The organism is Dermabacter sp. HSID17554, from assembly GCF_003989295.1.
Lineage (GTDB): Bacteria > Actinomycetota > Actinomycetes > Actinomycetales > Dermabacteraceae > Dermabacter > Dermabacter vaginalis.
In genome coordinates this window covers 264,773-285,087 of sequence record NZ_RBLW01000001.1, presented here as the reverse complement: position 1 = coordinate 285,087, position 20,315 = coordinate 264,773, and the positions used below count along the sequence as shown (strand labels likewise).

The window sequence follows — 20,315 nt, the reverse complement described above, 5'->3', positions numbered from 1 at the left end:
CGCACGACTGCGACTACCTGAAAGGACGGCTTAGCAATGTCCGAATCCAAGGATGTGACCGCTGAGGACGTCACCGAAGCTCTCAAGGATGTCATCGATCCCGAACTCGGGATCAATGTTGTGGACCTTGGCCTCGTGTACGGGGTCACGGTCGAGAACGGTAACGCCGTGATCGACATGACGCTCACGAGCGCCGCATGCCCGCTTCAGGACGTGCTCGAGGACCAAACCTTCGCCGCACTCGACCCAATTACGGAGACGCACCGCATTAACTGGGTGTGGATGCCGCCGTGGGGCATGGAGCGCATCACCGAGGACGGCAAGGATCAGCTTCGCGCGATCGGTTTCAATATCTAAAAATGTTGCGGCAGCGCCGCGACTCAAAAGAAGGGTGGCCAGCTCGTGTGGAGCTGGCCACCCTTTCTGGGTGCGGGAGGCGTCGGAACCTACCGCGCTGGGCTTTCGGCGCGGGGTGCTGCGGCGAGGGCCTCATCTTCAGCTCGCTCGCGATCTCCCTTGCCCATCCAGTCTTTGCCGTCGATCATGCGGGCAACGAGCATCGAGGAAGAATTGTCGCCAACGGCGTTGATCGTCGTTGCGGGAGCATCGATGATGGTGCCGATGATCGAAATGACGGGCAGGGCCGTGGTGGGAAAGCCGTAGAGCGTGATGATCATGAGCTCACCAACGAATCCCCCCGAGGGGATACCGCTCATGACCATGCCGCTCAAGAGGGCGATGCCCACGGCGATGAGCATGTTCTCGACCGTGAAGAGATCTCGCTGGAAGAGCGTGAAGAGAAACGAAATTTTAAGGATCGCGGAAAGCACGGAGCCTTCCATGTGGATCGTCGCGCCGATAGGAATGATCGTTTCGCGAATATCGCGAGGAACGCCGGTGCGCTGCGCAGCCTTGAGGTTGGCCGGAAGGCAGGCAACGGAGGAACCGGTGCCGAGCGCGATGGCGGTGGGCTCGAGGATGTTGCTCCAAAAGCGCTTGATGCCCTTGGTCCCACCAGCGATGTAAGCGTATAGCGTGAAGGCCACGCAGAAATACACGATTGTGACGGGGAAGTAGATGACGAATGCGCGCACATACCCGCCCACGAGCTGCGGGCCGAGCTCACCGATGAGAGCGGCGAAATAGGCACCAAGGCCAATCGGCGCGTAGTACATCACGAGCGAGACGAGCTTCAAGAACACGGCACTCGCTGACTTGAGGAACTCGCGGAAAGGGTCACCAGCCTTGCCAATTCCGCTCGTCGCGAAGCCCACGAGCACGGCAAAGATGATGAGCGCGAGCATGTTGGAGGGGGAGAGGAGCTCACCGAATTCGCTCACGGTGAGGGTCTGCACGATCTGGTCGCCGATCGATTCCGGTTTTTCCATCGCGCCGGGATCCGTAAGCGTGATGTTGAGCGGCTCGCTTGAGCGGAACAGCCACAGCACGGTGAGCATGATGATGGCCGCGAGGATGCCGGTGGAGATAAACACGAGCATCATCGAACCCATGATTTTCCCGAGGCGCTTTGCTGATTCCATGGCGGCAACCGATGAGGCAATGGAGAAAAATACGAGCGGCACCACGAGCGTGAACATCATGTTCACGAACACCACCCCGAAGGGTTTCACCACGGCGGCATCGGGGCCGAAGACGAGTCCGGCGATTGCGCCGAGGATCACGCACGTGAGAATAATGAGGGGGAATCGATAATTTCGCAGCATGCGTGCATTATCCCAGCTTTGGCCCGCTACAAGCGGAATTGAGGGCGTGGTGGGCTGGGATGTTCCGCACAGCCCGCCCCCCGACCTTTGACGCGCGAGCCGAACGCTAACTTAGCATGGTGCGTGCATCGCGGCTTTCACGTCCGTGACTCTCGGCGACCTCCGTGTGCAGCAGTTCTCCGCGGTACGTCGAAAAGCCGGAGAGGAGCCCAGCGTGGCCCGCAATGCCGGCGATTCCACGGTTCGCGAGAGCACGGACATACGGGAGGCTCGCCCCTGCGAGGGCAACGCTCGCGGTACGGGCCACGGCGCCCGGCATATTCGCGACACAGTACACGGTGGCGTTTCCCACGCGGAAGGTTGGATCATCGTGGGTCGTGGGCGAAGAAACCTCGGTGCAGCCACCCTGGTCGATGGCAACGTCAATGACGATCGAGCCGGGGCGCATCGCCTCGATCGTTTCTCGTTTGAGGAGTTTCGGGGCCGCACGGCCAGGTAGGAGAACCGAGCCCACCACAACATCGGCATCGCGAGCGAAGGTATCGATCGCTTGCGCGTTGGAGAACCCCGTCGAAATACGTGTGCCGTGGATGCGGTCGAGATCGGCGAGGCGAGAGGAATTGATGTCGAGCACGGTCACGCTCGCGCCCATGCCTGCGGCCACAAGCGCGGCCTGTTCGCCGACGATCCCTCCTCCCACAACGAGGACCTTGGCTCTCGCCGTTCCGGGCGCACCACCCATGAGCACGCCGGTTCCGCCAAAGGGCGACATGAGTTGGTGTGCGGCGACCTGTGCGGCGAGCCGACCCGCGATGATGCTCATGGGGGCGAGCAGAGGCAGGGAGCCGTCGGATCCGCGCACCATTTCGTACGCAAGCGCCGGTGTTTTGGCCTCGAGCAGGGCATCCGTGAGTGGGCGCGAGGCCGCGAGGTGCAGGTACGTGAACAGGAGCTGATCCTCGCGGAGGAAGCCGTACTCGCTCTCGAGCGGTTCCTTCACCTTGAGGAGCAACTCGGCCTCTTCCCACACCTCCTTTGCCGTGGTCGCGATACGGGCGCCTGCTTGCTCGTAGTCCCGGTTCGTAAAGCCGGCGTTTACGCCCGCATCCTTTTCCACGATGACCTCGTGGCCTGAGCGGATCAATTCTTCAACGCCAGCGTGGTGCATGGACACGCGGTATTCGTTGTTCTTAATTTCCCTGACGATGCCGATCTTCATGGCGCTTCATCACCTGTTCCGCAGCGCGCCGTCGCGCCGCCAATTGTCTCCACCCATCGTGACGCACGAGGGCCCCTCGTTCAAGGGATACGAGGAAAGGTCTGAAGCTCCGGAGGGCGCGTGTGGAATCCGCTACCCGGTGAGGCAGAGTCCGACGGTTGCACGGCCTTCAGCGCACGCGCCTGATTAGACTTGTGCGCGGCCCACAACGGCCAAGCCCTACCACCATCTGTTTGCAAAGGACACCATGATCACGGTCCATGACCTCGAGATTCGCGTGGGTGCACGCATGCTGATGAGCGGCGTGAACTTTCAGGTGGCGAAAGGCGACCGTGTAGGTCTCGTGGGGCGCAACGGCGCGGGCAAGACGACGCTCACGCGTACCCTCGCGGGCGAACGTGAGGCTGCGGCTGGATCGATCGATATTCGCGGGCAGATCGGCTTCTTGCCTCAAGACACGACTGAGGGGGATCCAAAGCAAAAGGTGCTTGCGCGCATTCTCGAGGCCCGCAACCTCGCGCGCATTTTCGAAAAACTCGCGCAGAGTGAGCATGACATGGCCGACATGAGCCTCAGCGAACGCAAGCGTGAGAAGGCCATGGATCGTTACGTGCGGTTCAACAACGAGCTCGAGGCCCAGGGTGGTTATGCCGCCGAGGCGGAGGCCAAGCAACTCGCGGCCAACCTTGGGGTCGATAACCGGCTCCTCGAGGCGGAGCTTGGCACCCTCTCAGGCGGGCAGCGTCGCCGCGTTGAACTCGCGCGCATTCTGTTTTCACAAGCAGAGACACTCGTTCTTGATGAGCCCACGAACCATCTCGATGCCGATTCGATCGTGTGGCTTCGCGAGTTTCTCATGCAGTACCCGGGCGGCATGATCATCATTTCGCACGACATTCAGCTCGTCGAGCACGTGGTCAATAAGGTGTTCTACCTTGATGCAAACCGCCAGGTCATCGACGTGTACAACATGGGCTGGAAGAATTATCTGCGTCAGCGTGAGGACGACGAGAAGCGCCGTAAGCGCGAACGTGCGAACGCCGAGAAGAAAGCCGCGACCCTCCAGGCGCAAGGCGAGAAGATGCGCGCGAAAGCGACGAAGGCCGTTGCCGCTCAGCAGATGTTGCGTCGAGCTGAAAAACTCCTCGATTCCCTCGAGGAAGAACGCCAGGTTGAGCGAGTAGCGAAGCTCCGGTTCCCGAAGCCTGCTCCGAGCGGAAAGACGCCACTGAGCGCCGAAGGGCTTTCGAAGAGCTACGGGAGCCTCGAGATTTTCACCGACGTGAACCTCGCGATCGATCGTGGCTCGCGCGTTGTTGTCCTCGGCCTCAACGGTGCGGGGAAAACCACGCTTTTGCGTCTGCTCGCGGGCGTCGAAACACCAGACACGGGTGAGGTAGTCGCCGGGCACGGGCTGAAGCTCGGTTATTTCGCGCAGGAGCACGACACACTCGAGCTTGAGCGCACCGTTCTCGACAATATGCAGCGCGCCGCGGGCGATCTTCCCGAGGTTGAGGTCCGGAAGATCCTCGGCTCCTTCCTCTTTCAGGGAGATGACGTGCATAAGCCCGCCGGGGTGCTTTCCGGTGGTGAAAAGACCCGCCTCGCACTCGCGACCCTGGTGGTCTCGAGCGCGAACGTCTTGCTCCTCGACGAGCCCACGAACAACCTCGACCCCGCGAGCCGCGAAGAAATCCTCGGCGCTCTCAGTGCCTTCGAGGGAGCGATCGTGCTTGTGAGTCACGATCCCGGCGCTGTCGCCGCGCTCAACCCCGAGCGCGTGCTCATGATGCCCGATGCGGTCGAGGACCTCTGGAACGCCGAATACGAAGAACTGATCGCGCTCGCGTGAGAAGGATCAAGGGGAATCCGGCAACCGTCGGAAAATTCTGCGCCCGAAGGGCGCTAAAATTAAGGATTGTGTGCGCCCTCGAAGGGGCGCGTGCGCAACAGCAACCTCGAACGGAGAATCATGGCAAGCACTAACGACCTCAAGAACGGAATGGTTCTGAAGATCGACAACAACCTCTGGAGCGTTGTCGAATTCCAGCACGTCAAGCCCGGTAAGGGGCCGGCGTTCGTGCGCACCAAGCTTAAGAACGTTCTCTCCGGCAAGACCGTGGACAAGACCTTCAACGCGGGCGTCAAGGTTGAGACGGCGACGATCGACCGCCGCGACATGCAGTACTCGTACAAGGATGGCGACCTCTTCGTGTTCATGGACACGACGACCTGGGAGCAGGTCAACGTGACCGCCGAGGTCGTTGGTGAAGCCGCGGATTACATGCTCGAAGGGCAGGATGCGGTCGTCGCGTTCTACGAGGGCACCGTGCTTTTCGTTGAGCTTCCCGCCTCGGTTGTTCTTGAGATCACCCACACCGAGCCGGGCCTCCAGGGCGACCGCAGCTCGGGTGGGACGAAGCCCGCGACCCTTGAAACCGGACTCGAAATTCAGGTGCCGCTCTTCCTGGAGCAGAACACCAAGGTCAAGGTTGATACCCGCACGGGCGACTACCTCGGGCGCGCCTGAGATGCCGTTCGATCCGCTGGATCTGCCGCTCCCGGGGCGCGAGGGCGACGAGGTCGAACTCGTCAAGACCCTCCCGTCTCGGGCGGGGAAGTTTGGGGCCAAGACCAGGGCGCGTGTGCGCGCGATCGACGTGCTCTTTGAAGCCGACGCTCGCCAGGTCGGCGTCGAGGACCTCGCTGAGCAGCGCACGCTTACCTCGACTGCGCAGACGCCGCTGCCGGAAGCCGCAAAGCAATTGGCGCTCCTGTATGCCGCGCACGCCGCCGATGTCGACGACACGATCGCCTCTCATTCGGAAGCCTGGACGCTTGAACGCATGCCGGCTGTTGACCGTGCGATCCTGCGCATGGGGGCCGCTGAGATCCTTCACGGTGTCGGCGTTGATTCGCCCGTGCTGCTCAAGGAATACACGAGCGTTGCCTCCGAACTGTCCACCGAGGATTCGGCCTCGTTCGTCAACGCGCTTCTTCAACGCGTGGCCGACGCGAAGGATCTGCTCGGATAAGGAAGGGAGCCCTCCATGGCCGAGGATCTGCGCACGGAAGTGTTCAAGGCCGGCGATATTCGCCGCGCCCTCACTCGTATCGGCTATGAGATCGTCGAAGGCGAAAAAGGCGCCGATGATTTCGTGCTCATGGGAATCCACAGCCGTGGTGTGCCACTTGCTCGCCGCATTGCCGAGGCTATTGCGCGGGCCGGCAACACCGAACGCAATCCCGAGGACATCGTTGGAGAGCTTGACATTACGCGCTTTCGCGACGATCGCACATCGCACCCCGCGCGTGCCGAGCGCGATACTCGGCTCCCAGCCGGCGGTATCGAAGGGCGTACGGTCGTGCTCGTTGACGATGTTCTCTATTCGGGGCGTACCGTGCGTGCGGCACTCGATGCGTTGAGCGACCTCGGGCGTCCGGCTGCCGTGCGGCTCGCCATTCTCGTTGATCGTGGCCACCGGGAGCTCCCGATTCGCGCAGATTTCGTGGGAAAGAACCTCCCTACGTCGAGACGTGAGCGCGTAAGCGTGCTGCTCGAGGAAGTCGATGGCGTGGACTCCATCGTTCTTGAAAAACCAGTGATTGCCTGATTGGGGCGATGGCGGGCCCGAGAATTATCGGCGATTGGGCTGCTCAAGGTGGCATTTAGGTCATGGAATTGCAATAATTCAGCGTTCTTCAAGACTTTATCAACTTGGTGGGTAACTCTATACGTAGCTCCGAGCCGGGTGGTCTGCCAGTTAAGTGCAGTCCGCTAGGTGGGGGCACTCGAAGGTTTGCTGGGTGTTTCTTATGGAACCCCACGAGAATGGGTGAAAACCCACCGATAGATTGAAGAGGTAAACACGTGGCTCTCCCCACTTTGACCCCCGAAGCGCGCAAAGCCGCTCTCGAGAAGGCCGCACAGCTCCGCCAGGAGCGTGCACAGGTGAAGAACCGCCTCAAGAATTCGACCGGCAACCGCGGCGAGGAAATTGCGAAGCTTCTCGAAGAAGCAAAGACGAGCGAAGCCGTCGCGAGGCTCAAAGTTTCCGCGATGCTCGAATCGCTCCCGGGCATCGGCAAGGTGAAGGCCGCCCAGATCATGGAGGAGATCGGCATTTCCCCTTCTCGTAAGATGCGGGGCCTTGGCCGCCACCAGGCGGAAAAGCTCATCCAGCACTTCGCAGAGTGATGCCCTCCGATCCGGCCGGGGTGAAGCGCGCTCGGGTCGTTGTGGTAGCTGGCCCCACCGCCGTGGGTAAGGGGACCGTGACGCGTAGACTTCTCGAGCGCTACCCCGACGTGTACCTGTCGGTATCGGCAACCACGCGAAGTCCACGCCCCGGTGAAGCTGATGGGGTTCACTACTTCTTTTGGAGCCCTGAGAAGTTCGACGACGCGATCGAGCGGGGCGACATGCTCGAATGGGCGCTCGTGCACGGCCAAAATCGCTATGGCACCCCCAGAAGCGCGGTCGAAGAGGCGTGCGCCCAAGGGCGGCCCGTGATCCTCGAGATTGACCTTGATGGCGCCCGCCAAGTGCGCCGAACGATGCCCGATGCGCGCTTCGTGTTTCTCGCCCCACCGAGCTGGGACGTCCTCGTGGAGCGTCTCGTGGGACGCGGCACGGAAGCTCCGGAGGAGCAGCAGCGCCGACTCGAAACCGCACGTGTCGAAATGGCGGCGGAGAATGAATTCGACGTGACGATCGTGAACGACGACCTCGATGAGGCTGTCGATGCACTCGCCCGTGAGGCCGGGCTCGGCGTCGCGTGAATGACATCACCGCTTGCCGCTGCCGCTAGGGGCCTGTTTCGGGTAAACTGAGTCCTTGCGCGCTCGTCATGGACGAGTGCCGACATCTGACTTCACACTAGGAAGGGACGTTTCGTGCCTGGAACCGTAGCCCAGCCCGAAGGCATCACCAACCCACCGATCGATCGTCTGCTCGAGACCGTCGATTCGAAGTACGCCCTCGTGCTCTACTCGGCGAAGCGTGCGCGTCAGATCAACGCTTACTACTCGCAGGTCGAAGATGGCCTCCTCGAGCACGTCGGTCCGCTCGTGGACACTGAGCCTCAGGAGAAGCCGCTTTCGATCGCACTTCGCGAGATCGACGAAGGTCTGCTTGAGGCGAAGGAGATCGATGAAAACGCTCCGAAGCCTCCCGCGCGCGAACCTCTCACGCTCGGGGATGACGCCCCCGAGGTACCGATCGATTTTAACCTCTAAGCACGAGGTTTTGACGATGCCCGCATCGCCTTCCTCGATGCCGCCGCGTCCTCTTGAGGGCCTTGGCGTCATCGTAGGAGTGTGTGCGGGCATCGCTGCATATAAGGCGGCGCATGTGGTGCGCGCTCTCACCGAGCTCGGCGCCGACGTGCGCGTAGTTCCCACGAAAAATTCGCTCGAGTTTGTGGGGGCGGCCACGTGGGAAGCGCTCAGCCACAATCCCGTGCGCACCTCGGTTTTCGAGGATGTGGATTCGGTGGCGCACGTGAGGCTCGGCCAGGAGGCCGACGCTATTCTCGTCGTCCCTGCGACGGCGGATTTTATGGCGAGTGTGCGCATGGGCAGAGCGGATGACCTCCTCTCGGCGTCGCTTCTCGTCACGCGGGCCCCGGTGATTCTCGCTCCCGCGATGCATACCGAAATGTGGGAACACCCCGCGACTCGCGACAACGTTGATGTGCTCCGTTCTCGTGGTGTGCACGTGATCGAGCCCGCGAGTGGTCGCCTTACGGGTGCCGATACCGGTGTGGGGCGTCTTCCCGAGCCCGAGGCGATCGTGCAGTTCACCCAATCGGTTCTCGCGGCGGGGGAGCGTGAGCGCGATCTTGAAGGTTCGCACATCGTGATTACCGCCGGTGGTACGAGCGAGGCACTCGATCCGGTTCGAGTGCTCACCAATCGTTCGAGCGGCAAGCAAGGTGCTGCGCTCGCGCGTGCCGCGTGTGTGCGTGGGGCTCGTGTGACGCTTGTCCTCGCAGGTTCGAATATCGTGCCGCCCGCGGGGGTTGAGGTCGTGCGAGCCGTGAGCGCGGCGGACCTGGCCTCGGCCGTGCGCGAGCTCGAAGGAAAAGCTGACGCACTCATCATGGCCGCCGCCGTCTCCGACTTCACCCCGGAGACTTCAGGCAGCAAAATCAAGAAGCGTGAGGGCGAATCGGGGCTCACGCTGCACCTGACGGAAACCGAAGACATCCTGCGTGGCCTGACGGAGCGGCGAGTCCCAGGTCGCCGGCCGCGTGCAATCTGCGGCTTCGCAGCCGAGACCGGAGATGAGCACTCGAGCGCCCTCGCGCACGCGAAACGCAAGGCTCAAGCGAAAGGCGCGGACCTCCTTGCCTTTAACGACGTGAGTAAAAACGGTTTCGGATCCGATCACAACGAACTCACGTTTCTCGGCTCCAGCGGTGAGATTCTCGGCGCGGCGTCAGGGTCGAAAGACGAGGTCTCTCACGAGATGCTCGATCACGTTGCTGCGCTCCTCACTCGTGAGCACGGCTAGCCGTGTGGTGCGCCCTCATTCTCTCCACTAGATATCGTCGAAAAGGCAGTACATGACTCTCAGCGACCTGCGGTATTTCACCTCCGAATCCGTTACGGAGGGACACCCGGATAAAATTTGCGATCAAATTTCCGATGCGATTCTCGACGACATGATTGCCCAGGACGTTCAGTCACGCGTCGCGGTTGAGACGCTTGTGACGACGGGCCTCGTGCACGTCGCCGGTGAGGTGCGAACCGAGGGCTACAGCGACGTGAACTCGATTGTTCGTGAGGTCATTCGTTCGATCGGTTATGACTCTTCTGAGAAGGGCTTCGACGCAGATTCTTGCGGGATTGAAGTCTCGATCGGTGCGCAATCTGCCGATATCGCCCTGGGCGTGGATCACTCTGAAGAGTTTAAGGGCGGAAGCGTTGAGCAGGGTTTCCAGCTCGGGGCCGGTGACCAGGGGCTGATGTTCGGCTACGCGTGTACCGATACGAAGGACCTCATGCCGCTTCCCATCTATGCGGCCCACAAGCTCGCCCAGAACCTCTCGAACGCACGCCGCGACGGCGTGCTGCCGTACCTGCGCCCCGACGGAAAATCTCAGGTGACCATAGGTTATGACGATGATTTCGTCGCGCGCAGCGTCAACGCTGTCGTGGTCTCGAGCCAGCACGCGGAGGACGTCGATGTTTCCGGGCAACTCACCGAGGCCATCTCTCGCGTGGTGATCCAGCCTGTCCTCGACGAACTCGCGGAGTTGGGCCTCGCAATCGACGATGTCAAGCGCCACATCAATCCCACCGGTCGCTTCGTTGTGGGCGGGCCCAAAGGCGATGCGGGCCTCACGGGCCGTAAGATCATCGTCGATACCTACGGCGGTATGGCGCGCCACGGCGGCGGCGCTTTCTCGGGTAAGGACCCCTCGAAGGTCGACCGCAGCGCAGCGTACGCTCTTCGATGGGTGGCCAAGAACGTCGTCGCAGCGGGTCTCGCCGATCGCTGCGAGATCCAGGTGGCCTACGCGATCGGTCGAGCAGCCCCCGTGGGACTCTATGTGGAAACCTTCGGAACCGGGAAGGTGCCCGAACACCAGCTTGCACGCGCGATCGAAAAGGTCTTCGATCTTCGCCCTCAGGCGATCGTTGAGGAGCTCAATCTTTTGCGCCCGATCTACCGGAAGACCTCGGTTTTCGGTCACTTTGGCCGGCCTCTTCCCGAGTTCGAGTGGGAGAAGACGAACAGAGCCGAAGAACTTACGCGAGCGCTCTAGCTGGCTGAGCCCACGAAGTTTTCGGGGGCGACGAGGAAAGGAGAGCGCATGTCCAAGCGCGTTATTTACCCCGAAAAGGTGCGCGGCCTCGAGGGGGCAAAGCTCGGCGAAATATGGCCGGATCGCGAGACCTTTCTCGAGCTCGCTCGCTCGCAGCGCATCGTTCCCGTCGTGATTCGGCTCCTCGCCGATCAAGACACACCGATTTCCCTCTACCGGAAGCTCACGGCTCCCTCGGGCCCAGCGGGCAGTTTCTTGCTCGAATCTGCCGGCCAGGGCCAGGACTCGCGTTGGTCGATCATCGGAGTCAAGGCTCGTGCTTCCCTCACCGAAAAGGACGGCGAAGCACGTTGGTACGGGGACGTCCCCGCGAGTGTTCCCACCTCGGGCGATCCCCTTGAGGCGCTCAGGGCCACGGCAACGGCGTTTAAATCCGCGCGCTTCGACCACCTACCGCCGTTCACCGGCGGACTCGTGGGTTTTGTGAGCTACGACGCGGTGCGCAGGATCGAAAAGCTCCCGCATCAGCCCATTGACGAGATTGGCACGCCAGAACTATGCATGCTCCTCGCTGAGGACGTTGCCGTCTTTGACCACACCGATAGCACGGTCCTTCTCGTCGCGAACGCTCTCAACCTCAACGGCCACCAAAGCGGTGCGGAGGAGGCCTACGACGCGGCACTCGTACGGATCAAGGCGATGCGAGAAGCGCTTCGGGCGAGGATCGAGACGACCCCCGTCGTCTACTCGAGCGTGGAGTCGCCGTTGAGTACGGCGCGGACAAGCCAAACAGAATTCGAAAAATCGGTCGAAACTGCGATCGAGAACATTATCGATGGCGAAATTTTTCAAGTCGTCCCCTCGCAGCGTCACACGCAGGTCACGAACGCCGACCCCCTCGAGGTGTATCGCGTTCTTCGCAGGCTCAATCCCTCGCCGTATATGTTCCTCGTGCGAGCGCATGACGGCGATGGGAAGCCGATCGACATTGTGGGGGCGAGCCCGGAGACTCTCGTCACGGTGCGAGACCGTCAGGCAAGCACGCACCCGATCGCGGGCTCACGCCCGCGCGGAGTGGATGCCGAGGATGATGAGCGCCTCAAGAATGAGCTGCTGGCCGATCCCAAAGATCGCTCTGAACACCTCATGCTCGTGGATCTCGGCCGAAACGACCTGCACAAGGTGTGCCAAGCGGGAAGCGTGATTGTGCGCGACTTCATGAATGTCGTGAAGTACTCGCACGTCATGCACATGATTTCGTCGGTGACGGGCACGCTCAAGGACGGCATGACCGCTTTCGATGCGCTCACCGCGACCTTCCCCGCGGGCACACTCACGGGGGCGCCGAAACCGCGGGCGATGCAGATTATTGACGAACTCGAACCCGTCTCACGAGGGATCTACGGCGGCACCGTAGGCTACCTCGACTTCGCGGGTGATCTTGACATGGCCATCGCCATTCGCACGACAGTGATGAAGGACGGCCGCGCACACGTTCAAGCTGGCGGCGGCGTTGTCGCGGATTCATCCCCCACGATGGAGCACCGGGAGTCGCTTTCCAAAGCGGCGGCCGCCGAACGGGCCGTGGCGAGTGCCGAAACTCTCAGGAGTCAGTGATGGCACGGCAAACGTCGGCATCGACCGGTTTCCGCACCCCGCTCCTGCTCGTGCTTGTTGTGGCCGGGGGAGTGGCCGCTATACTCACGCAACCGACGTGGGTCGAGGGAGAAGCCGTGGGGCTCGCGGGCAACATTGCCGAACTCAGCATCGCGGGCGCGAAGGCGTCACCGCTCTCGCTTGCGTGCGCGCTCGTGGCTCTTGCAGCCGCGGGCGCCCTCAGCCTCTCTCGGCGCGGCTTGGCTCTCGCGTGCGCGTTTGTGTCTTTGCTTGCGGGGATCGGCATTGCAGTGAGCGGCGTACTGGTGTTGCTTGACCCGGCTCGTGCTGCCTCAAGTGCCGCACTCGAGGCCACGGGAAGTGTGAATGCGCCCGTCGACGTATCGGCGTCATGGCCCGTAGTGGCAACGATTGTGTGCGGGGTGCTCGTGACGATTGCGGGCGGACTACTCGTGGCGCGCACGCGCGTGGCGGGTGGCGGCGGGGCAACCCGAACCCGCTATACCCGACACGCACCGACTGATGAGGCAGGAAGTGCGAAGCTGAGTGAGCGCACGGACGCAGAGGCCTGGGACATGCTAAGCCTTGGTGAGGATCCGAGCGATGCGCGTTTTGAGAGATGAGTGGGCGCGCAATCCCCCGCGGAAACGTGGCACAATGATTCTCGCGGACTGACGCGAAAATTCGCCAAGAAGCCTCAGAGTCAATTTTTACCGGAGTTAAGAATGCCGAAGACCTATCTCGTTCCCCCCGCCCCGCCGCAGAATGAAGGCAAAACCGTTGCCGCATGGACCTTCTCGGCTCTCGTTCTGCTCGGTGCGATCCTCTTCGCGCTTGGTATGGTCACTGGCCAGAGCGTCCTTCTTCTCGTCGGAATTGGGGCGGTGGTGCTCGCCATCGTGGTCGGGTCCATTCTCCGCACCGCGGGATTCGGTCAAAAGGTCAAGCGCTAACCCGAATTTTTACCGCCCTGCGCGAAGGAGAGTCTTTTCGTGCAGGGCATTTTGCTACCAACGACGGGTTCGAGCACTCGAGGAGGGTCCCACGTGAGCATTCTGGACGAGATCATCACGGGGGTGCGTGAGGATCTTGAGCGGCGTAAGTCCGACGTCTGCCCAGCCGATATTGAGCACCTCGCGCGCGAGGCGGCTCCCGCGATCGATGTGGTCGAACGTCTACGCTCGCATGCGACACTTGGGCTTTTCGCCGAAGTGAAGCGCTCGTCCCCGTCAAAAGGTGCGCTCGCCGACATTCCTCACCCCGCGCTGCTCGCTGAAGCTTATGAAAGTGGTGGGGCGACGGCGATTAGTGTTCTCACGGAGGAGCGCCGCTTTGCCGGATCCCTCGCGGACCTTGACGCAGTGCGCTCACGCGTGGAGATTCCCGTGCTGCGCAAGGACTTCATGGTCGAGGATTACCAGATCTTCGAGGCGCGCGCCCACGGGGCAGACATCGTGTTGCTGATTGTCGCGGCCCTGAGCGACCTCCAGCTTCAGCATCTTTACGCCCTTGCACGCTCCCTCGACATGCGTGTGCTCGTCGAAGCGCATACGCCGGAGGAAGTCGACCGGGCGCTCGCAAGTGAGGCCGAACTTATCGGGGTGAACGCTCGCAACCTTAAGACTCTTGAGGTTGATCTGGACTACGCGTGCTCTCTGCTGGGCGAAATCCCCGAGGAGCGCCTCGCCGTGGGAGAATCGGCGGTCGCAACGCTCGCCGACGTGGAAGCCTATGCCCGCGCGGGCGCAGACGCGGTCCTCGTGGGAGAAGCGCTCGTGCGCCACGCAGAGCCCACCAAAGCCGCGCGCGACTTTCGTAGTGTCAAGCGACAAGGACGCGCACGAAGTTGACACGTGCGGAGGAGAATAGGAGGAGTGACATTGACCGACACTTTTACCCCTGAGGACGGACCGTTTTTCGGTGAGTTCGGCGGGAGGTTTCTCCCCGAGGCCCTCATTCCCGCGCTCGATGAACTCACGAAGGCGTGGCACGCGTCCGACGATGATCCGGCCTTCACTCGTGAGCTCGACAGACTTCATCGCGAGTACACGGGGCGACCGTCGCTCCTCACTGAGGTCCCGCGCTTTTCCGCCCTCGCGGGCGGTGCGCGGATTTTCCTCAAGCGTGAAGATCTCAACCACACGGGCAGTCACAAAATCAACAATGTGCTCGCGCAGGCCCTTCTCGCCAAGCGCATGGGCAAGACCCGCGTGATCGCCGAAACAGGTGCTGGCCAGCACGGCGTCGCTACCGCCACGGCCGCAGCGCTCCTCGGTCTCGCATGCCGCATTTACATGGGCGAAGTCGACACGGAACGCCAGGCCCTCAATGTTGCCCGCATGAGACTTCTCGGCGCGGAAGTGATCCCCGTGACCCACGGTTCACGAACCCTCAAGGATGCGATCAACGAAGCCTTCCGCGATTGGGTCACGAATGTTCACACAACGCACTACCTTCTTGGAACGGTCACGGGGCCGCATCCGTACCCCACGATGGTGCGGCAGTTCCACTCGATGATCGGGCGCGAGGCACGCGAACAGGTCATCGCCCAGGCGGGTTGCCTTCCCGACGCGATCGTCGCGTGCGTGGGCGGAGGCTCGAACGCGATGGGGCTCTTCCACGCGTTCCTCGAAGATTCTTCGGTGCGGATCGTTGGCTGTGAGGCCGGAGGGTCGGGCATCGAGTCGGGCAAGCATTCCGCGACGATCGGGGCAGGCACCCCCGGTGTCTTACACGGGGCACGCTCATACGTGATGCAAGATGAAGATGGCCAAACCATCGAATCCCACTCCGTGAGTGCAGGCCTCGACTACCCGAGCGTTGGCCCAGAGCATGCTTACCTCGCCGACACGGGCCGTGCGGAATACCGCGCAATTACCGATACCGACGCCATGGAAGCCTTCGCCTTGCTCTCCATGACGGAAGGCATCATGCCCGCGCTTGAATCCGCGCACGCCCTTGCCGGAGCTCTCGCCCTCGGCCGTGAACTCGGCAAAGACGCGGTGATCGTCGCGAACCTTTCGGGCCGCGGCGATAAGGATGTCACGACGGCATCAACCTGGTTCGGACTCATCGGGGACGAGAAGCAGGCAGATCTTGAAGAGATCAAAGATCGGATTCGCGCGGTGCTTGCGAGCGAGGAAGAGAACTGACATGAGACATCTTTCAGCAGAGGTTATTGACCGTGCCAAGGGGGAGGGGCGCGCTGCACTCGTCGCATATATTCCCGTGGGCTTCCCAAGCTTTGCGGGGAGTGTGGAGGCAGTACGCGCCCTCGTAGGCGCGGGAGTCGACGCAATCGAGTTCGGGATCCCCTACACGGATCCCGTGATGGATGGCCCAGTGATCCAAGAGGCCGCGGATCTCGCGCTTTCCCAAGGCACGCGCCCCGCCGATGTGATGCGGGCACTCGACGCCCTGAGCGACCTCGATGCGGCGCTCCTCGTCATGAGCTACTACAATCCGATCCTCAAATACGGGCCCGACGCCTTTGCACGCGACCTCGCTGCTGCAGGTGGCGCCGGTGTGATCACCCCGGATCTCACGCCCGACTCGGGCCGAGAGTGGATCGAAGCGTCGCGCACGCACGATGTCGAACGGATCTTCCTCGCCGCGCCGAGCTCTCCCGAAGAACGGTTGCGGCTCGTGACTGAATCAAGCACTGGTTTTGTGTACGCCGCGTCCACCATGGGGGTCACGGGGCCTCGCGCACACGTGGGCGATGCCGCGAAGACTCTCGTCGAGCGCACGCGCGCCGTGGGCGCCGAGCGGGTGTGCGTGGGGCTCGGTGTTTCGAACGGCGCGCAGGCCGCGGAAGTGGCAGCCTATGCCGATGGGGTCATCGTGGGGAGCGCCTTTGTGAGAAGACTCCTCGAAGCACAGACACCGTCGGAAGGGCTCCGCGCCCTTGAAACGCTCGCAACAGAATTGCGCAACGGAATTGAGGAGGCACGCGCATGATTTCCGCGACGATCCCTAGCCCGCCTGTCAGCTCGTTCAGCATCGGCCCTATCACCATTCACTTCTACGCGCTCTTTATCCTCACCGGTATCGCCATCGCGTACGCGTGGTCGCTCAAGCGCTGGAGCGAGCGTGGCGGTGACCGCGACGATTTCTTTGACATCGCTTTCGTGACGATCATCGCGGGAATTATTGGTGCGCGGATGTATCACGTGGGTGTGAATATCCCGGACTATTTTGGCCCTGGGAAAGATCCGCTCAGCGCGCTGCGCATGTGGGAGGGCGGCCTTGGAATCTGGGGCGCGGTCGCGGTCGGCGGCCTCGCGGCGTTCTTTATGACCTGGCGCAAAGGTGTGCAGTTCCTCGCACTTGCCGACTCGATCGCCCCGACTCTCTTCGTTGCGCAGGCGATTGGTCGTCTTGGAAACTGGGCGAACCAGGAGCTTCACGGCGAACCGAGCACTTTGCCCTGGGCCCTCGACATTACGTGCGAAACCAACGGCAGAACGATCCTCGGGTGCGTTCCCGGCACCTATCAACCGACCTTCCTCTACGAAGCGCTCTGGAATCTCGCGGCGTGCGTGATCGTTCTGTTCCTCGCGAAACGGTTCAAAGTTGCGGGCGGCCGCATCTTCGTGATGTACATCATCGCCTATTCTGCCGGTCGCACACTCATGGAAACCATGCGAACAGAACCTTCGACGATGGTGTTTGGGCTCCGCATCCACATGGTGATCTACATCGTGACGGGGCTCATCGCGATCGGCGTGTTCCTGTGGCTCACCAGGCGAGCGAAGACCAAGGGAGAAGCACACGGGGCGTACGAGAGTATTAACGGCGAACCGCTCGCGCAGCGCGAAGCCGGCCACACCGGTCATGAGGAAGCAAAAGCCCCGGAGCAGGGAGAAAATCTTAGAAACCCCACGAAATAAGGGACAAACTGGGAGTGGCGCCGATTACTTAATTGTAGGGTGATAGGTGGATCTCGGCGATGCGACCCGCGCCCTTCGTGCGCTCGCTCCCGAGCACACGGTGCGCGTGGGTCCCGCCTCTCATAGCTACAGATGGGTAGACATGCGTAAAGCAAAAATTGTGTGCACATTGGGACCTGCAACGAACTCGTACGAGCAGATCCGCACGCTTATCGAGTCGGGCATGAACGTTGCCCGTATGAACCTCAGCCACGGCACCTACGCGGACCACGAAGCTGTGTACGCCAACATTCGTAAGGCTTCCGAGGACCTCGGTAAAAACGTTGCTGTTCTCGTGGACCTTCAAGGCCCCAAGATCCGCCTTGGCAAGTTCGAGGATGGCCCCCACGACCTCGCTGTCGGCGATATTTTCACGATCACGACCGACGACATTCTTGGCACGAAAGACCGTGTGAGCACGACCTTCAAGGGACTGCCTGGTGACTGCCGCCCCGGCGATACTCTCCTCATCGACGACGGCAAGGTCGGCGTCCGCGTTGTCGAGGTGACTGACACCGACGTCAAGACCGTCGTCGAGGTGCCCGGTCCCGTCTCGAACAATAAGGGCATCAACCTTCCCGGCGTCGCCGTGTCTGTCCCCGCCATGAGCGAAAAGGACATCGCGGACCTCCGCTGGGGTCTTCACCTTGGCGCAGACCTCATTGCACTGAGCTTCGTGCGCGATGCTCACGACATCGAAGATGTCCACCGGGTCATGGATGAAGAAGGCATTCGCCTTCCCGTGGTCGCTAAGATTGAGAAGCCGCAGGCCGTGCGTGCTTTGCGCGGTATCGTCGGCGCTTTCGACGGCATCATGGTGGCCCGCGGCGACCTCGGTGTGGAGCTTCCTCTCGAGCAGGTCCCGCTCGTGCAGAAGCGCACCATCGAACTCGCTCGACGCAACGCGAAGCCCGTCATCGTGGCGACCCAGGTGCTCGAGTCGATGATTACGAACCCGCGCCCGACCCGCGCCGAGGCTTCGGACTGCGCGAACGCCATCCTCGATGGTGCCGACGCGGTCATGCTCTCGGGCGAAACTTCCGTCGGCGCGTTCCCGTTCGAGGCCGTGCGCACGATGGCGCGCATCGTCACGAACACCGAAGAAAACGGTGCGGACCGCATCTCTGAGCTCGGCACCATCCCGCACACTCGCGGCGGTGCGATCACTCGTGCTGCAGCCGAGATTGGCGACCAGCTCTCGGCGCAGTATCTCGTGACGTTCACCGAGTCGGGCGACACCGCTCGCCGTCTTTCGCGTCTGCGTCCCACCATTCCTCTTCTTGCGCTGACCCCGTACGAGAAGGTCCAGCACCAGCTTTCGCTTAGCTGGGGTATCGAAGCGCACCACGTGGAAATGCAGACCGATACCGATCAGATGGTGAAGGTCGTCGACGAACTTCTGCGTGAGAAGAAGGGCCTGCAGCCCGGCGACCTCGTGATCATCGCGGCTGGTTCGCCTCCGGGTGTTCACGGCTCGACCAACACGCTGCGCGTGCACCGCATCGGTGACCTTGACGGTACCGAGGCCGCACGCGTCGAGGCTGATCGCATCGCGAAGGGCAAGGCGATTCCCGAGGCCTGATCCTCGAACAGTCGCATATGAAAAGGGTGGGGAGCGTGAGCTCCCCACCCTTGTGGTGTACCGGGTACGGGACTCGAACCCGTACGTCCGAAGACAACGCATTTTGAGTGCGCCGCGTCTACCAATTCCGCCAACCCGGCCCTGTGCGCTTATTAAGGCACGCCCTATAGAATAACCAACGAGTTCGCGCTTGCCTAACTGGCGCTGGCTGCGCGTCGTCTCATACACGTGAGTAATATCGTGGGAAGCGACTGCCGATTCCGCTCAGGGGGCGAGTGTGCTGCACTATGGAGGTGGAGCGCGCTCGCTGCACAACGATAAAAACAGGCGAAAGATTGGATGCCATGAACGAAAACGAAGCTGTGGAAAAGATCGCCGAGAACGAACAGGATTCCGGTCTCGTGGCGCGCACGGCTGTTGTGGCTGAGGACGAAAGCCTCATTCGCATGGATATTGTCGAGACCCTCACTGAAGCGGGCTACGAGGTCGTCGCCGCTGTGGGCGATGGTGCGAGCGCTGTGGAGAAAGTGCGCGAGCTTCGCCCCGACATCGTCGTGATGGACGTAAAAATGCCGCAGATGGACGGCGTGTCCGCGGCTGAGGCTATCGGCAAGGAGCACCTTGCTCCCGTCGTGATGCTGACGGCGTTCTCGCAAAAGGAACTCGTGGAGCGTGCGCGAGATGCCGGCGCCATGGCGTTCGTGGTCAAGCCTTTCACCCCTAACGATCTGCTTCCCGCCATTGAGATTGCGCTTTCGCGCTATCAGCAGATCACGTCGCTTAATGAGGAGATTCGCGATCTTGAGGAGCGCTTTGAGACTCGTAAGCGCGTGGATCGCGCGAAGGGGCTTTTGCAGACCAACATGAATCTGAGCGAGCCGGATGCTTTCCGCTGGATCCAGAAGACGTCGATGGACCGCCGTCTGACGATGCGCGAGGTTGCCGATGCGGTGATCGACCAGCTCGGCCCTCATAAGGACTAACGCGCAGAAATCTCTTTTCGCGGCGGGAAGAGACGCGCGGTTCCGAGGACGGTACTCACGAGAGTGCCGTCCTCGCGTCGTATCTCGGCGAGATAGCTCGCGTGGGTGCGGCCCAGGTGATGTGCGTGGGCCGTCACGTGAACGAGGCCTTCGCGCGCGGGCGCGTGGTGGGTTGCGCTGAAGGAGGTTCCGACGGCTGCTGCGCCTTCACCGTGGAGACTTTCCGCATGGAGCTGTGCGGCGAGTGATATGGCGGTTTCGGCGAGCGCGATCGTGGCGCCACCGTGCAGCAGACCGTGGGGCTGCCGATTTGGCGCAATGGGCATGCTGAGGTGTGCTTCCCTCGCGGTCAGTGAGAGCACGTCCATTCCCATGCGCTCGCACAGTGTTCCCTTGAGCTCCTCGCGTAGGCGTGTGAGAGTATCCTGTGTCGCGGTTGTTGCGCGTGCGTTCGTGTCCATTCGCCTAGCGTGACACACTTGAC

At 61.9% G+C, this 20,315-nt stretch carries 22 protein-coding genes and 1 tRNA gene; 19 read left to right on the top strand and 4 right to left on the bottom strand.

Annotated features, from left to right (window positions below; all coding sequences use genetic code 11):
* The first annotated feature begins 36 nt into the window (after positions 1-36).
* Positions 37-357 (top strand): metal-sulfur cluster assembly factor, encoded by a 321-nt coding sequence (locus D8M36_RS01350; protein WP_055088062.1) that lies wholly within the window; start codon positions 37-39, stop codon positions 355-357.
* Positions 358-446: 89 nt separating this feature from the next.
* Here D8M36_RS01350 and D8M36_RS01345 read toward each other — a convergent pair whose 3' ends face one another.
* Together D8M36_RS01345 and ald are read right to left on the bottom strand one after the other, a co-directional pair.
* Positions 447-1,724 carry a dicarboxylate/amino acid:cation symporter gene (locus tag D8M36_RS01345; RefSeq protein ID WP_126846114.1) on the bottom strand — a complete coding sequence of 426 codons (1,278 nt, stop codon included), beginning with the start codon at positions 1,722-1,724 and terminating at the stop codon, positions 447-449.
* 106 nt (positions 1,725-1,830) lie between these two features.
* Positions 1,831-2,943: an alanine dehydrogenase gene (ald, locus tag D8M36_RS01340; protein ID WP_126846112.1), complete on the bottom strand. Its 1,113-nt coding sequence runs from the start codon at positions 2,941-2,943 to the stop codon at positions 1,831-1,833.
* A 247-nt stretch (positions 2,944-3,190) separates the two neighbouring features.
* Between ald and D8M36_RS01335 the strand changes: the two genes are divergently transcribed.
* The 17 genes from D8M36_RS01335 to pyk all read left to right on the top strand — a co-directional run bounded on the left by D8M36_RS01335 (position 3,191) and on the right by pyk (position 18,848).
* Entirely contained in the window at positions 3,191-4,795 is a 1,605-nt protein-coding gene (locus D8M36_RS01335) for an ABC-F family ATP-binding cassette domain-containing protein (protein ID WP_126846110.1), read from the top strand.
* A 120-nt stretch (positions 4,796-4,915) separates the two neighbouring features.
* Positions 4,916-5,473 (top strand): elongation factor P, encoded by a 558-nt coding sequence (efp, locus tag D8M36_RS01330; RefSeq protein WP_065248752.1) that lies wholly within the window; start codon positions 4,916-4,918, stop codon positions 5,471-5,473.
* 1 nt (position 5,474) lies between these two features.
* A complete protein-coding gene (nusB, locus tag D8M36_RS01325) occupies positions 5,475-5,978 on the top strand; it encodes a transcription antitermination factor NusB (protein WP_126846108.1) in 504 nt (167 codons plus the stop codon).
* Positions 5,979-5,993: 15 nt separating this feature from the next.
* On the top strand, positions 5,994-6,557 hold the full coding sequence (gene pyrR / locus D8M36_RS01320; protein ID WP_126846106.1) for a bifunctional pyr operon transcriptional regulator/uracil phosphoribosyltransferase PyrR: 564 nt from the start codon (positions 5,994-5,996) through the stop codon (positions 6,555-6,557).
* Between the two features lie 257 nt (positions 6,558-6,814).
* Positions 6,815-7,141 (top strand): integration host factor, actinobacterial type, encoded by a 327-nt coding sequence (gene mihF, locus D8M36_RS01315; protein ID WP_065247876.1) that lies wholly within the window; start codon positions 6,815-6,817, stop codon positions 7,139-7,141.
* Positions 7,141-7,725, top strand: coding sequence for a guanylate kinase (gmk, locus tag D8M36_RS01310; RefSeq protein WP_126846104.1), 585 nt, complete (start codon positions 7,141-7,143; stop codon positions 7,723-7,725). Before mihF ends, gmk begins: the two co-directional genes overlap by 1 nt.
* 114 nt (positions 7,726-7,839) lie before the next feature.
* On the top strand, positions 7,840-8,181 hold the full coding sequence (gene rpoZ, locus D8M36_RS01305) for a DNA-directed RNA polymerase subunit omega (protein ID WP_055088047.1): 342 nt from the start codon (positions 7,840-7,842) through the stop codon (positions 8,179-8,181).
* 16 nt (positions 8,182-8,197) lie between these two features.
* The gene (gene coaBC / locus D8M36_RS01300; RefSeq protein ID WP_126846102.1) at positions 8,198-9,460 is read left to right on the top strand and encodes a bifunctional phosphopantothenoylcysteine decarboxylase/phosphopantothenate--cysteine ligase CoaBC; all 1,263 of its coding nucleotides are present in this window, start codon (positions 8,198-8,200) and stop codon (positions 9,458-9,460) included.
* A 52-nt stretch (positions 9,461-9,512) separates the two neighbouring features.
* Entirely contained in the window at positions 9,513-10,718 is a 1,206-nt protein-coding gene (gene metK, locus D8M36_RS01295; protein WP_065247873.1) for a methionine adenosyltransferase, read from the top strand.
* 48 nt (positions 10,719-10,766) lie between these two features.
* Positions 10,767-12,335 carry an anthranilate synthase component I gene (locus D8M36_RS01290; protein ID WP_126846100.1) on the top strand — a complete coding sequence of 523 codons (1,569 nt, stop codon included), beginning with the start codon at positions 10,767-10,769 and terminating at the stop codon, positions 12,333-12,335.
* Positions 12,335-12,958: a Trp biosynthesis-associated membrane protein gene (locus D8M36_RS01285; RefSeq protein ID WP_126846098.1), complete on the top strand. Its 624-nt coding sequence runs from the start codon at positions 12,335-12,337 to the stop codon at positions 12,956-12,958. Before D8M36_RS01290 ends, D8M36_RS01285 begins: the two co-directional genes overlap by 1 nt.
* 102 nt (positions 12,959-13,060) lie before the next feature.
* Entirely contained in the window at positions 13,061-13,288 is a 228-nt protein-coding gene (locus D8M36_RS01280) for an HGxxPAAW family protein (protein ID WP_126846096.1), read from the top strand.
* A 93-nt stretch (positions 13,289-13,381) separates the two neighbouring features.
* On the top strand, positions 13,382-14,185 hold the full coding sequence (trpC, locus tag D8M36_RS01275) for an indole-3-glycerol phosphate synthase TrpC (RefSeq protein WP_126846094.1): 804 nt from the start codon (positions 13,382-13,384) through the stop codon (positions 14,183-14,185).
* Positions 14,186-14,215: 30 nt separating this feature from the next.
* A complete protein-coding gene (gene trpB / locus D8M36_RS01270) occupies positions 14,216-15,487 on the top strand; it encodes a tryptophan synthase subunit beta (protein ID WP_153246491.1) in 1,272 nt (423 codons plus the stop codon).
* Between the two features lies 1 nt (position 15,488).
* Positions 15,489-16,295: a tryptophan synthase subunit alpha gene (gene trpA, locus D8M36_RS01265; RefSeq protein ID WP_126846090.1), complete on the top strand. Its 807-nt coding sequence runs from the start codon at positions 15,489-15,491 to the stop codon at positions 16,293-16,295.
* Complete coding sequence (lgt, locus tag D8M36_RS01260; RefSeq protein WP_126846088.1) at positions 16,292-17,227, top strand: prolipoprotein diacylglyceryl transferase; 936 nt, start codon at positions 16,292-16,294, stop codon at positions 17,225-17,227. The genes trpA and lgt overlap by 4 nt, the downstream gene beginning before the upstream one ends.
* A gap of 142 nt (positions 17,228-17,369) precedes the next feature.
* Positions 17,370-18,848: a pyruvate kinase gene (gene pyk / locus D8M36_RS01255; RefSeq protein ID WP_074297015.1), complete on the top strand. Its 1,479-nt coding sequence runs from the start codon at positions 17,370-17,372 to the stop codon at positions 18,846-18,848.
* 58 nt (positions 18,849-18,906) lie between these two features.
* Here pyk and D8M36_RS01250 read toward each other — a convergent pair.
* Positions 18,907-18,988: transfer RNA gene (locus D8M36_RS01250), tRNA-Leu, on the bottom strand.
* A 204-nt stretch (positions 18,989-19,192) separates the two neighbouring features.
* Between D8M36_RS01250 and D8M36_RS01245 the strand changes: the two genes are divergently transcribed.
* Complete coding sequence (locus tag D8M36_RS01245; RefSeq protein ID WP_065247866.1) at positions 19,193-19,831, top strand: ANTAR domain-containing response regulator; 639 nt, start codon at positions 19,193-19,195, stop codon at positions 19,829-19,831.
* On the opposite strand, the gene D8M36_RS01240 is transcribed toward D8M36_RS01245, so the two are convergent.
* Entirely contained in the window at positions 19,828-20,292 is a 465-nt protein-coding gene (locus D8M36_RS01240) for a PaaI family thioesterase (RefSeq protein WP_238638335.1), read from the bottom strand. The two genes, D8M36_RS01245 and D8M36_RS01240, sit on opposite strands and share 4 nt — an antisense overlap.
* Positions 20,293-20,315: the final 23 nt, after the last annotated feature.